Origin of the sequence: Lysinibacillus piscis, assembly GCF_026012395.1 — a bacterium.
Lineage (GTDB): Bacteria > Bacillota > Bacilli > Bacillales_A > Planococcaceae > Lysinibacillus > Lysinibacillus piscis.
Genome location: NZ_BRZA01000011.1, coordinates 1 through 12,903, shown reverse-complemented (window position 1 = coordinate 12,903; position 12,903 = coordinate 1). Strand labels below are relative to the sequence as shown.

General features: G+C 38.5%; 16 protein-coding genes. 9 read left to right on the top strand and 7 right to left on the bottom strand.

Annotated features, from left to right (window positions below; translation table 11 throughout):
• Positions 1-5: 5 nt before the first annotated feature.
• From OPF91_RS18505 to mnhG, 3 genes are read left to right on the top strand one after another with little or no spacing between them, the layout of a single operon-like run.
• Entirely contained in the window at positions 6-485 is a 480-nt protein-coding gene (locus OPF91_RS18505) for a Na+/H+ antiporter subunit E (RefSeq protein ID WP_264990415.1), read from the top strand.
• Positions 482-766 carry a Na(+)/H(+) antiporter subunit F1 gene (locus tag OPF91_RS18500; protein WP_264990414.1) on the top strand — a complete coding sequence of 95 codons (285 nt, stop codon included), beginning with the start codon at positions 482-484 and terminating at the stop codon, positions 764-766. Before OPF91_RS18505 ends, OPF91_RS18500 begins: the two co-directional genes overlap by 4 nt.
• The gene (gene mnhG, locus OPF91_RS18495; protein WP_264990413.1) at positions 747-1,115 is read left to right on the top strand and encodes a monovalent cation/H(+) antiporter subunit G; all 369 of its coding nucleotides are present in this window, start codon (positions 747-749) and stop codon (positions 1,113-1,115) included. Before OPF91_RS18500 ends, mnhG begins: the two co-directional genes overlap by 20 nt.
• A 43-nt stretch (positions 1,116-1,158) precedes the next feature.
• Here mnhG and cysC read toward each other — a convergent pair whose 3' ends face one another.
• Genes cysC through OPF91_RS18475 form a run of 4 tightly spaced genes read right to left on the bottom strand, consistent with a single transcriptional unit; the run spans position 1,159 to position 4,718 of the window.
• Complete coding sequence (gene cysC / locus OPF91_RS18490; protein WP_264990412.1) at positions 1,159-1,755, bottom strand: adenylyl-sulfate kinase; 597 nt, start codon at positions 1,753-1,755, stop codon at positions 1,159-1,161.
• Positions 1,752-2,894 (bottom strand): sulfate adenylyltransferase, encoded by a 1,143-nt coding sequence (gene sat, locus OPF91_RS18485; protein WP_264990411.1) that lies wholly within the window; start codon positions 2,892-2,894, stop codon positions 1,752-1,754. Before sat ends, cysC begins: the two co-directional genes overlap by 4 nt.
• Positions 2,895-2,939: 45 nt before the next feature.
• The gene (gene cysP, locus OPF91_RS18480) at positions 2,940-4,004 is read right to left on the bottom strand and encodes a sulfate permease (protein ID WP_264990410.1); all 1,065 of its coding nucleotides are present in this window, start codon (positions 4,002-4,004) and stop codon (positions 2,940-2,942) included.
• Between the two features lie 12 nt (positions 4,005-4,016).
• Complete coding sequence (locus OPF91_RS18475; RefSeq protein WP_264990409.1) at positions 4,017-4,718, bottom strand: phosphoadenylyl-sulfate reductase; 702 nt, start codon at positions 4,716-4,718, stop codon at positions 4,017-4,019.
• A gap of 431 nt (positions 4,719-5,149) precedes the next feature.
• Here OPF91_RS18475 and OPF91_RS18470 point away from each other — a divergent pair, with 431 nt between their 5' ends.
• The 5 genes from OPF91_RS18470 (at position 5,150) to OPF91_RS18450 (ending at position 10,448) form a co-directional block, all read left to right on the top strand.
• On the top strand, positions 5,150-6,202 hold the full coding sequence (locus tag OPF91_RS18470; RefSeq protein ID WP_264990408.1) for a sulfate ABC transporter substrate-binding protein: 1,053 nt from the start codon (positions 5,150-5,152) through the stop codon (positions 6,200-6,202).
• 13 nt (positions 6,203-6,215) lie between these two features.
• Positions 6,216-7,049, top strand: a complete 834-nt coding sequence (cysT, locus tag OPF91_RS18465) for a sulfate ABC transporter permease subunit CysT (protein WP_264990407.1) — start codon at positions 6,216-6,218, stop codon at positions 7,047-7,049.
• A gap of 9 nt (positions 7,050-7,058) precedes the next feature.
• Positions 7,059-7,922 (top strand): sulfate ABC transporter permease subunit CysW, encoded by an 864-nt coding sequence (cysW, locus tag OPF91_RS18460; protein ID WP_264990406.1) that lies wholly within the window; start codon positions 7,059-7,061, stop codon positions 7,920-7,922.
• Positions 7,923-7,940: 18 nt separating this feature from the next.
• Positions 7,941-9,011: a sulfate/molybdate ABC transporter ATP-binding protein gene (locus OPF91_RS18455; RefSeq protein WP_264990405.1), complete on the top strand. Its 1,071-nt coding sequence runs from the start codon at positions 7,941-7,943 to the stop codon at positions 9,009-9,011.
• Between the two features lie 243 nt (positions 9,012-9,254).
• Positions 9,255-10,448 carry an acetate kinase gene (locus OPF91_RS18450; RefSeq protein WP_264990404.1) on the top strand — a complete coding sequence of 398 codons (1,194 nt, stop codon included), beginning with the start codon at positions 9,255-9,257 and terminating at the stop codon, positions 10,446-10,448.
• Positions 10,449-10,680: 232 nt separating this feature from the next.
• Here OPF91_RS18450 and OPF91_RS18445 read toward each other — a convergent pair whose 3' ends face one another.
• On the bottom strand, positions 10,681-10,896 hold the full coding sequence (locus OPF91_RS18445; RefSeq protein ID WP_264990403.1) for a hypothetical protein: 216 nt from the start codon (positions 10,894-10,896) through the stop codon (positions 10,681-10,683).
• 288 nt (positions 10,897-11,184) lie between these two features.
• Here OPF91_RS18445 and OPF91_RS18440 point away from each other — a divergent pair, with 288 nt between their 5' ends.
• Positions 11,185-12,021: a Cof-type HAD-IIB family hydrolase gene (locus tag OPF91_RS18440; RefSeq protein WP_264990402.1), complete on the top strand. Its 837-nt coding sequence runs from the start codon at positions 11,185-11,187 to the stop codon at positions 12,019-12,021.
• A gap of 143 nt (positions 12,022-12,164) precedes the next feature.
• On the opposite strand, the gene OPF91_RS18435 is transcribed toward OPF91_RS18440, so the two are convergent.
• Both OPF91_RS18435 and OPF91_RS18430 read right to left on the bottom strand, forming a co-directional pair.
• On the bottom strand, positions 12,165-12,509 hold the full coding sequence (locus OPF91_RS18435; RefSeq protein WP_373877072.1) for a M20/M25/M40 family metallo-hydrolase: 345 nt from the start codon (positions 12,507-12,509) through the stop codon (positions 12,165-12,167).
• Between the two features lie 283 nt (positions 12,510-12,792).
• Positions 12,793-12,903, bottom strand: a 111-nt coding sequence (locus OPF91_RS18430; protein ID WP_264987885.1) for an IS3 family transposase, incomplete at its 5' end; no start/stop codon positions are given.

Below are 12,903 nucleotides of genomic sequence, written 5' to 3'. Positions count from 1 at the left end.
CGTCGATGTCATTACAACTATTTTTAAATTTCGCTCTTGCCTTCGTGTGGATGTTCCTGTCCTCCAATTATACGAGTACAGGATTTATCATTGGTTATTTACTAGGCATTGTGCTGCTATTCGCCATGCGTCGCTTTTTAGAAACTCGTCTGTACATCTACCGTGTATGGGCATTAGTAAAATTAACAATGCTCTTTCTGAAAGAATTAGTGCTTGCCAATATCCAAGTGTTAAAGGTTGTGTTAAAGCCAAAATTAGATATGCAGCCTGCGTTCTTTGCCTATCCTACTGTACTTACAAAGGAATGGGAAATTACATTGCTATCAAGTTTGATTACGTTAACACCTGGCACAGTTGTAGTTCATGTATCTGATGATGCTAAAACGTTATATGTTCATGCTATTGATATTAGTGATGTGGATGAGGCGATTGCTGCTATTCGTAATTCGTTTGAAAAAGCGATATTGGAGGTGAGTGAATCATGACAATCTTTATCAGCATAGCCATTGTAGTGATTTGCTTATCCATGATTGCGGTTATTTATCGTATGGTAAAAGGACCGTCTGTTTCAGACCGTGTCGTTGCCCTCGATTCATTAGGCATATCCGTTGTATCATTAATCGGCCTATTTTCTATTTTAGGTGAAACAAGCTTCTTCTTAGAAATCGTGCTATTGCTAGCGATTTTATCGTTTATCGGTACAGTCGCCTTCTCTAAATTTATAGAGAAAGGAGATATTTTAAAACGTGATGATTCTCACAAATAGTGTAGTTATTTTATTTATTACAATTGGGGTTATTTTTATTGTGGTGACGGCTATTGGTCTTGTTCGTTTACCTGATTTATATACAAGAGCACATGCCGCTTCCAAAAGCGCTACACTTGGGGTAATGTGTATATTAATTGGTGTATTCCTACATTTTTGGTTAATTGAAGACCATTTTAATCCTCGTATTTTATTAGGGATTTTATTTCTCTTTATAACGGGACCTGTTGGAGGGCATATTATGACACGCTCCTCCTATATTGCAGGTGTTAAGCCATGGAAAGGCACTGTGCGTGATGATTTAGGTCCTGAGATTGAGCGTATGAAAAAAGAACAGGGAATTCAATAACAACCAAAAACCTGCTCTGGCTTTGTGCCCGAGCAGGTTTTTATTATTTGATATACCCTTTTGCTGTTAAAATATCCGTCAACTGCTCTACACATTGTTCAATCGTATAGTTTTCTGTATCTAATGTAATTTCTGGTTGCTCAGGCTCTTCATAAGGTGCACTAATACCTGTGAAATTTGGAATTTCTGCATTGCGTGCTTTTTTATAAAGCCCCTTTGGATCACGCTGCTCACATGTTTCTACAGAGCATTTCACGAATACTTCTAAAAATTCACCATCCTGCACCAATTCACGTACAACTTGGCGATCCTCACGATAAGGTGAGATAAAGGCTGTCAACACAATCTGTCCACTTTCCACAAAAAGCTTCGATACTTCACCAATACGGCGAATATTTTCCTTGCGACTGACTTCATCAAAGCCTAAATCTTTATTTAAACCATGACGTACATTATCCCCGTCCAATACAAAGGATTGATTGCCACGCTCAAATAGACGACGTGCAAAGGCATTTGCTACGGATGATTTGCCTGATGCTGATAACCCTGTAAACCATAAAATAAAGCTTTGATGCTTGTTTTGAGAACGGCGCTCCTCTTTTGTAATGGATGCCTCATGCCAAACAATATTTGAACTCACTGTGAAACAACCTCCTGACGCATACCACGAATTAATACTTCCACAACTTCTTGACGGCTAAATGTTACTGGTGGTACTTCACCATTACGCAACATTTCACGTACTTTTGTACCTGATAAAATGACATGTGCTGATTTATCATGTGGGCACGTTTTTGTTGTTGCCATGCCCTCACATTTCGTGCAATAGAAGCTATGCTCAAATTTCAATGGCACAATCCCTAATTCATCTGCTGTAAATTGTTCAAAGATTTTTTGGGCATCATATGTGCCATAATAATCGCCTACACCTGCATGGTCACGCCCTACGATGAAATGTGTACAGCCATAATTTTTGCGAACAAGTGCATGGAAAATAGCTTCTTTTGGTCCTGCATAACGCATTGCCGCTGGGAATACACCTAATTGCACACGATTTTGTGGATAGTAGTTTGCCAATAATACTTCATAGCTTTCCATACGAATAGCTGCTGATACATCGTCCGATTTTGTTTCTCCTACAAGCGGATTTAAAAATAGACCATCAATTGTTTCTAATGCTGCTTTTTGAATATATTCATGTGCACGATGGACAGGGTTACGTGTTTGGAAACCTACAATCGTTTTCCAGCCTTTATCTGCAAATAACTGACGTGTTTCAGCAGGGTCAAAGGAATATGTAGGGAATTTTTGCTCTAAACGTTTGATTAATGTAATTTTACCACCTATATAAACAGCTGGGCGTTCATGTAATTTTTTCACACCTGGATGCTCTAAATCTTCTGTGCCATAAACAAGCAATGCTTCTTTCTTCTTATCTGGCTCATAAATATCCGCAATTTCAATCACGCCATATACAGTATTGTCATATACTAATTTCGCTTCTTCTCCAACCTGTAATGTAGCCGCTACTTCTTTTGTTACAGGCAATGTAATCGGAATACTCCACACAACATCTGATGCTAAACGTGTACGTTCAACAACGGATACATAATCCTCTTGTGTTAAAAAGCCTTCGATTGGGCTATAGCCACCAATACCAATCAACTCTAAATCGCTTAACGAAATCGCATCTAACGCAATCTCTTTGACAATAGCCGTTGTATCCTTCTCTGGATTATATGCTTGCACTAACTTTCCGCCATGTGGTTGTAAACTCATTTAAAATTCCTCCTAATATGATTAAATTACTATGCTTTAATAGCGTTAAATTCCCTCACCAGCATCATAAATTGAACGTTCTTCTTCACGTATCGTTTTCATTAAGCTAATAACACCTAATGTTCCAATAATGACACTACCTACTAATAAAATGGCATATAAATCTTTTTCCAAAAATAATTGTACAAGGAAATAAGAAATAGCTAATGAAAAAATCGGTGATACGATCCAAATACGAATAATTTTCTTCACAATATGCTTATGAAAAATTTGCGTACCGCCCTTTGCCATCCCTAGTCCAATAATTGAAGAGGATGTCACTTGTGTTAATGGTACAGGAAGACCAAAAATAGAACTAATTCCGACTAATAACGCCCCTGTACTAGAAATCAGTATCCCTTCCGCCTTTTCAAAACGAACAATTTTTTTACCATTTGTTTCAAGCACTCGTTTACCCATTAATATAGCACCAAGTGCCACGAATGCACCGCCAAGTACAATACCAGTATTCACTTCCATCATGCCCGCACCTACAAGTGGTCCTACCGCATTTGCTACATTGTTCATCCCTGCTGAGAAAGCTTCAAAAAATCCAGCAGCTATCAACAAAATAGTCAAAATTGGACGATCCTTTAAAAATCCTTTAGCTTGCAATTTATATAAGCCTTTACCAAATAGTAGCGCAATCACAAAGGCAACAATCGGCACAATTACCCAAAAAGCCATAATGACAAGCAATGATTTAACATACAGTACTTTGTAGGCAATCCCTACACCAACAACGGCACCAACTGTTACCTCACTCGTCGATAATGGAATACCCAATAAGTTAGCAAAGAATAAGGAGCTAGTCGCAGAAATTAAAATAATAATAACTACTTTCACTGTGATGTAATCCTGTGGCATAATTCCTGAGCTAATCGTTTTGACCACCTCACCACCACCAAGCACTGCACCACTGAAAACCCCAATGGCACAAATGAGCAATGCCTGCCATGCTTTTTTAATCGCACCAGCACCGTAAGCAACCCCCATGGAGGCTGCCGCACCGCTAGCACCGATATTCATGGCAAAAAATAAACTAATCGCTATTGCAATATATTCAAGCATGGCAAACCTCCTTTATCCATGTAAGCCGCATTCTGTTTTGCCAGAGCCTTGCCATCTACCTGAGCGTAAATCCTCCATTGTAAAGGCAGGCTTTGTGCAATGCTCACAGCCGATGCTTGGATAACCTTGGTCGTGTAATGGATTATATGGCAAGTCATGCTTGGAGACATAACGCCAAACATCCTTCCATGTCCAATGAATCAGAGGGCAAATTTTAATGGATTTGAATTTATCGTCTTTATTTAAAAAATTGGTATGCTGACGTGATGGTGACTGCTCACGACGTAAACCTGAAATCCAAGCCTTTGCGCCAGATAATGCTTCATGTAAGGGTACAATTTTACGAATATCACAGCATTTATTTGGATTAGACTTCCACAGCTCATCTCCATATTGTGCAGCCTGCTCTTCTAATGTAAGTGCTGGTTTTTTCATCACAATATTAAGCTGTGGATATTTCTCTTTCACACGCTCAATCGTTTGATACGTTTCTTTAAAGTGCACATCTGTATCTAAAAAAACAATCGTTGCATCGGGTTTTACTTTAGCAATTAAATCAATCAAGACAATGCCTTCAATACCAAAGCTACATGCGTAGACAATTTCTTCTCCATATTGTGCATAGCTCCATTTTAAAACATCCAATGCAGCCTTATATGTGTCATCGACCTCAAAATCAATGGTCGGCTCCTTCCAAGTTGCATAAGTTAACATAAAATCCCCCCACTTAATCAAAAAGGCGTTTTAACATAAGACACACTACTCCACATATGCCTGTGCTAAAACGCCTCTAGTTTTACTAGTCAGCCTACTATTCTATGATTACACACTGGTATTTGCTACCTCATGTCGCAATCATTTTTCTTATTAACAAATATATACCACAGTACACCAAGTAGTCAACTAGGTTTTTAATTTTTTTATAAATGATACATTTTTCTATCACATTCCCTCTATTGTGGACATATATTAACGACACGAATTAAAATTTTTTAAATTCCTTGTTGACTAATCGGAAATGTACGTTTAATGTATAGAAACATATCACACATAACATGCTGATCAGAGAAACTGAAGGCCATTATCTTATTTTCAATCAAGATAAATGGTCTTTTTTATTTTTCAACAAAAAGGAGCGATTTTTCATGAGCAAAAGAAAACATTTTTTACAATCACTAGCGTTGCTATCGACTTTAACATTGGCGCTAACAGGCTGCAATAGCAGCTCCTCAGACAAAAGTGCAGATAGTGGCGAAAAAGAAAAAGCCATCGAGCTATTCAATGTGTCTTACGATCCAACTCGTGAGCTTTACGATGAATTCAACAAAGATTTCGCACAAAAATGGAAGGAGGAAACAGGGCAAACCGTTACCATTAACCAATCACATGGTGGCTCTGGTAAACAAGGGCGAGCAGTCATTGATGGCTTAGAGGCTGATGTGGTCACATTGGCACTTGCTTACGATATTGATGAAATCGCACAAGCTCGCGATTTATTAAACAAAGATTGGCAAACGGAATTCGATAATAACTCTACTCCGTATACTTCAACTATTGTCTTTTTAGTGCGCAAGGGCAACCCAAAAGGCATTAAAGATTGGCGTGATTTAACGAAAGATGATGTATCTGTTATTACACCAAACCCAAAAACATCTGGTGGCGCACGTTGGAATTATTTAGCTGCTTGGGCATATGCGGCGAAATTATATGACAATGATGAAGCGCAAATCAAAAAATTTATGAAATCTTTATATAGCAATGTAGAGGTACTTGACTCTGGAGCTCGTGGGGCAACGACAACATTTGTCGAGCGAGAAATTGGGGATGTGCTAATTGCATGGGAAAATGAAGCCTATTTATCCTTACAAGAACAAAACAAAGATGAATTTGAAATCGTGACACCTTCTTTGAGTATTTTAGCTGAGCCTCCTGTTGCAGTAGTGGACAAAATTGTTGATAAACACGGTACTCGTGAGGTAGCAGAAGCTTATTTAAAACATTTATATAGCAAAGAGGGGCAAGAAATTGCAGCCAAAAATTACTATCGTCCTCGCAATGAAGAAATTTTAGCTAAATATCAAGATCAATTCCCACAGCTTGAGCTTGTATCCATCGATGATTTTGGTGGCTGGCAAGAAGCTCAAACAAAGCATTTCAAAGATGGTGGTACATTCGATGAAATTTATGTACCTCAATAAGGAGACCTAATGAATGAGCAGTTTAACAATCAATAAAAAATCACGTCGCATTATTCCAGGCTTCCACCTTTCTTTAGGCTATACAATGCTCTATGTTAGTTTATTAGTCGTCTTACCACTATCGATGATTTTTCTCCAAACGATGTCTTTAAGCTGGCAGGAATTTTGGCATATTATCACAGACCGTCGTGTTGTTGCTTCTTACAAAATAAGCTTCGGCACGGCACTGGCTGCTGGTTTAATCAATGCGCTATTTGGCACAATTATTGCTTGGGTGCTTGTACGGTATCAATTTCCTTTCAAACGATTGATAGATGGACTAGTCGATTTACCCTTTGCCTTACCAACGGCTGTCGCAGGGATTGCTTTAACCTCTCTCTATGCACCAAAAGGCTGGATTGGGCAATTTTTCGATTTTAAAATTGCCTTTACACCACTCGGTATTATTATCGCCCTTACATTTATTGGGCTACCATTTGTTGTGCGCACTGTACAACCTGTTCTACAAAATATTCAGGTTGAAGTTGAAGAAGCATCTGCTAGTCTAGGCGCTACAAGATGGCAAACAATTTGGAAGGTTATTTTTCCAGAGCTGATTCCAGCGATTTTAACAGGCTTTTCCTTAGCCTTTGCCCGCGCACTTGGCGAGTATGGCTCCGTTGTTTTTATCGCTGGCAATATGCCGATGAAAACAGAAATTACACCTTTGCTTATTATGACAAAGCTTGAGCAATATGATTATGCAGGAGCTACCGCTATTGCTGTTGTCATGCTGGTGACATCCTTTGTTTTATTATTTACGATTAATATCATACAATGGCTAGCAAATCGTCGCTTTGTCCATTAGGAGGTCAATATGGAACAATCTACATTTTTACAAAAATCGGCTCCTACTGCGACGAAATCTGCTGCACTACAGGAGCCACGCTTCGTTCGTTATACATTAACAGCGATTGCCTTACTTTTCTTATCTTTCTTTATCGTCTTACCACTCGTATCGATTTTTGCGGCAGCCTTTCAAAGTGGTGTAGATGTTTATTTTGCAGCTATCACACATCCAGATGCGCTGGCTGCTATTAAGCTGACACTGATTGTGGTTGTTATCGCTGTACCACTCAATGCGATTTTTGGTGTGATGGCCGCTTGGGCTTTAACAAAATTTCATTTCAAAGGGAAAAATTTATTGCTTACCATTGTCGACTTACCGTTCGCCGTTTCACCTGTTATTGCGGGATTAATCTTTATTTTATTATTTGGCGCACAAGGCGTATTCGGTGATTGGCTTTTTGCCAACGATATTAAAATCGTTTTTGCCTTACCTGGTATTGTGCTCGCTACCGTTTTTGTGACATTGCCTTTCGTGGCACGTGAGCTAATTCCATTAATGCAAACACAGGGCACGTCAGAGGAAGAAGCATCCATCTCGCTCGGTGCTAGTGGCTGGAAAACATTTTGGTATGTCACATTGCCCAATATTAAATGGGGTCTTGTCTATGGGCTAATTCTCTGTAATGCACGAGCAATTGGGGAGTTTGGTGCAGTATCCGTCGTCTCAGGGCATATTCGTGGCATGACCAATACGATGCCACTTCATATTGAAATTTTATACAATGAATATCAATTTTCAGCAGCCTTTGCCGTAGCGTCTATTATGAGTATATTTGCGATTATCACATTGATTATTAAAGATGTAGTTGCATGGAAATCAAAATCGAATTAACAAAGGAGGATTGCGGACATGAGTATCCATATTCAAAATGTATCGAAAAAATTTGGTTCCTTTCAAGCTTTACAGGATGTATCACTTCATATTCAATCAGGAGAATTAGTCGCTCTTCTCGGTCCATCGGGTTCTGGTAAAACCTCTTTACTACGCGTCATTGCAGGGCTAGAAACCTCTGATGTCGGTGAAATATTATTTGATGGGCAATCTATGACAGAGCGTCATCCCAAGGAACGTAATGTTGGCTTTGTCTTTCAGCATTATGCCCTATTCCGCCATATGACCGTCTTTGACAATGTTGCTTATGGGCTAAAGGTGCGCCCCCGTAAAACACGACCACCTAAAGCAGAAATTAAAAATAAAGTAATGGAGCTTTTACAATTAGTGAAGCTCGAAAATTTTGCAGAGCGTTACCCAACACAGCTCTCAGGTGGACAACGACAACGTGTGGCACTTGCTCGAGCACTAGCCGTTGAGCCAAAGGTGCTTTTACTAGATGAACCATTTGGTGCACTGGATGCAAAGGTGCGTAAGGAATTACGTCGTTGGTTGCGCAAACTACATGATGATTTTCATATTACAAGCATTTTCGTGACACATGACCAAGAGGAAGCATTAGATGTGGCTGATCGTATTGTGGTCATGAATAACGGCAAAATTGAACAAATCGGTAGCCCAGATGAAGTATATACTAATCCAAAAAGTCCATTTGTCTATGATTTCTTAGGTAATGTCAATCTCTTTAAAGGTCGCTTACATAATGGGAAATTAATGCATGGTGAGTTTTCCATTGATGTACCAAATACTGAAGCACATACAGAGGATCACGCAGTTGGCTATGTACGTCCACACGATATTCAAATTGAAAAAACAAATATTGCGGGGACTGTGCCTGCGAAAGTAAGCCATATTCATTTACTTGGACCAATTGTACAAATTGAACTACGCCGTGAGGATACAGAGGAATTTTTAGAGGCTGAGCTACCAAAGGAACAATTCATTAACCTACAATTAGCCATTGGTGACCATGTATTCGTGAAGCCAAAGCAACTAAAGGTCTTTATCCCAGAAGATTTTTCTATTTAATCAAAATCCCTACCTAGACATTCCTTTCATTGTGTGTCTAGGCTTTTTTATGCTTAAATCGTCCACAATTTGTTGCATATTAGCACCGTTATTGATGTGAAAAAATGATACACTGTGAAAAGAGGACATTGACAACATAATATTTTTTCTGTAAGCGATTCACGCAAAGGGTAATATCTTGTCGATAATATGTTAATCCTCTATGATAGAAGTAATTTGGTCAATCTTTAAGGAGGAAACCCCATGTCTAAAATAATCGCAATCAATGCAGGAAGCTCATCATTAAAGTTTCAACTATTTGAAATGCCACAAGAAACTGTGCTCACAAAAGGAATCGTCGAACGAATTGGTTTAACAGATAGCATCTTTACTATTGCTAATCTAGATGGTACTACTGATACAGAAATAGTAGATATTCCAGACCATACTGTTGCGGTTCAAATGTTGCTATCCAAGCTAATTGCAAACGGTATTGTCCAATCACTAGATGAAATTGATGGTATCGGTCATCGTGTTGTACATGGTGGTGAAAAATTCAATGATTCAGTCATAATTGATGATATGGTACTGGCAGAAATTGAAGAACTTTCTGAGTTGGCTCCACTTCATAATCCAGCCAACATCATTGGTATTCGCACTTTCCGTAATGTCTTACCAAACGTACCAGCCATTGCAGTATTCGATACAGCATTCCATCAAACAATGCCAGAAAAATCGTTCTTATATAGTTTGCCTTATGAATTTTACAAAGATTATGGAATCCGAAAATATGGCTTCCATGGAACATCGCATAAATATGTAGCTGAACGTGCTGCGACTTTATTAGGACGCCCACTTGAAAATCTTCGTCTGATTTCATGCCATCTTGGCAATGGAGCAAGTATTGCAGCCATTGAAGGTGGGAAATCCATCGATACATCAATGGGCTTTACACCATTAGCTGGTGTTGCTATGGGCACACGCTCTGGGAACATTGACCCTGCCTTAATTCCATTCATTATGGATAAAACAGGGAAAACAGTAGATGAAGTGCTTGATATTTTAAATAAAAAAAGTGGGATGCTTGGCGTATCAGGTTTATCCAGCGACTTACGAGATTTATCAATAGCCGCAGAAGAAGGCAATGAACGTGCTATTACAGCACTTGAAATATTCGCTAACCGCATTCACAAATACATTGGCTCGTATGCTGCTCGTATGTCTGGCGTAGATGCCATTATCTTTACTGCTGGCATCGGGGAAAATGATATTGCCTCTCGTGCACGCATTTTACGTGGACTTGAATTTATGGGCGTCTATTGGGACCCTGCTTTAAATAATGTGCGTGGCAAGGAGCAGTTTATCAGCTATCCACATTCACCAGTAAAGGTCATCGTCATTCCAACAAATGAAGAAGTGATGATTGCTCGTGATGTTGTCCGTTTAGCAGCACTTTAAAATATAGAAAAGCTATCCACTCAAAATTTGGATAGCTTTTCTGTGCTTTGCTTTTGTTGCAATAAGCCTTCAAATAGCATATATAAACCAATCACCAGCAAAAAACTCCATAGCCATATATGATTTTGTTTTAAGTCTGTCAAAATGACCACAAATCCAAATAATGTAATAAACAGTTTATTTCAACAAACAAGCACAGTTCTCCAAGATTACTGTATGACATATATTACATTCAAGCCACTTTATTTTTCTTTAGAAAATAACGCTGACTACTAAAGAAAATTAAATTTCCTATAGTAATTAACAGCACTTGTATTTCCCAACTACCTGTTACGACTAAATCATAAATAAGCCAAATAATAAGTGCACTTATATAAAAGATACAGCTCAATCTTGCCGCCTTTCCAATCGCCAAACGCTCCTGCTCCGTTGCTTTTTTTAATGACATATTTAGCCCTCCCTTTTTCCTGATTCCTCGCAATATCAATTGTTACTATGACTACGTTTCTGACGAATAATAAGTTTCATTTTTTGGATAAAAACCTTTTTATAACCTTATTAACCAACATATTTACATAAGTCAATACCATCTGTTGCCAATATAACAAAATCATGATTCGCAATCTATCCGTATATCCCGTAAATTCATTCTTCTAGTCCATTTTATTTACAAGCTACATGCTATCCTCTATGATTAATGCAGTTAGTTCATCCATATGAAGGAGGAGAATGGTAGATGACGATTAAAGCCATTGTATTAGATATTGATGGTACTTTGTTAAACGATCAAAAAGTTATATCAGACAAAACGAAGCAAGCACTGATGACCGCACAGCAAAAAGGGATTAAGGTCATTTTAGCCTCTGGCAGACCAACAACTGGTATGCATAAGCTTGTAAAAGAATTAGAAATGGACAAATATGAAGGATTGATTGTGTCCTTTAATGGCGCTTGTGTAACAGATTGTCGCACAAACGAAATTTTATTCAATCAGACAATTGCAATAGAAGATGCGAAAAAGGTATTAGAGCATATTAAGCAATTCAAGGTCAAGCCAATGATTGATAAGGATGATTATTTATACGTCAACAATGTCTATGACCATATTTTACATCTGCCAACAGGTGATTTTAATATTATCGAATACGAGGCACGAGGTGGTAACTTTAAGCTCTGTGAAATAGATGATTTAGCTGCCTTTGTAGATTTTCCATTACATAAAATCTTAATCGCTGGCGAACCTCCCTACTTACAGGAAGTGGCTGAAGCGATGAACGAGCCATTTAAAGATACACTAAGTGGCATGTTTACAGCGGCTGTTTACTTTGAGTTTACCGATAAAGGCATTGATAAGGCGAAAGCACTCGATAGCGTTCTTCCTTCCCTTGGCATAACAGCAGCAGAAATCATTTCGTTTGGTGATGGCCACAATGACCGCTCCATTATTGAATATGCAGGCATCGGTGTAGCAATGGGTAATGCCGTAGAGGAATTAAAAGCACTAGCCAATGAAATTACGCTTTCTAATAATGAGGATGGGATTGCTATAGCGTTGGAAAAATATTTACTTTAAAGATTCATAAGCAAACACTTTAAAATCTGTTACCATTACTTTTATCTAAACAATAGCGATAGTCTAAATTAAATACCCTTAAAAAAGCGATTCAGTGTATAGGCACTAAATCGCTTTTTGTTTGAATTCCATTTTGCTTTGCTTTATGGACATAAAGTACGTGCGATATTTTCGAAATAGCGAACACCGTAAATCAATGCATCCTCATCTAGCTTAAAGCGGGGATGATGCAGTGGGAATACTTCACCAAAGCTTGGATTATGCACACCGATAAATTGCATGGATGATGGGACAGCCTCTGAAAAATCTGCGAAATCCTCTGTGCCAAACATTGGTGCAGGTAGCTCTTGCACACCCTCTTTGCCAACAACCTCACTGGCTATTTGTTTGGATAATGCCGTCAATTGCTTATCATTCGTCACAGATGGACAGCCTAGCTCCCACGAAATTTCGGCTCTTGCTCCATGCATAGTAGCAATGCTTTGCACAATCGTTTCTAAGTGCTGACGAGCATCTACTCGAACCTTTACCTTTGTATCTAATGAGCGAATCGTTCCACCAGTTCAGCCGCATTCGCTATTTTTCTGTAAATTGGAAACATTTCTCATATAGCAAAAATTTTTATAGCTTTTAGTATTAAAAGATACTACGTTGAAGTCAATTAAATTTTCAGATTATTAAAATGAACCCATAACTAAAAAAGGCTATTCAGCATACCATCACTGAATTGAACTGCTCCCTGTCAAGTAGACAGCGGAAATAATAAAAATTCTATGCGGCTTGAGCCCCCCTGTATTCTAAGGGGCTCAAGCCGTTTAATCTTTCTTGGTACCTTTCGTTATGATAGAACCAAATATATGTATCAATCGCTTCTTTTAACGC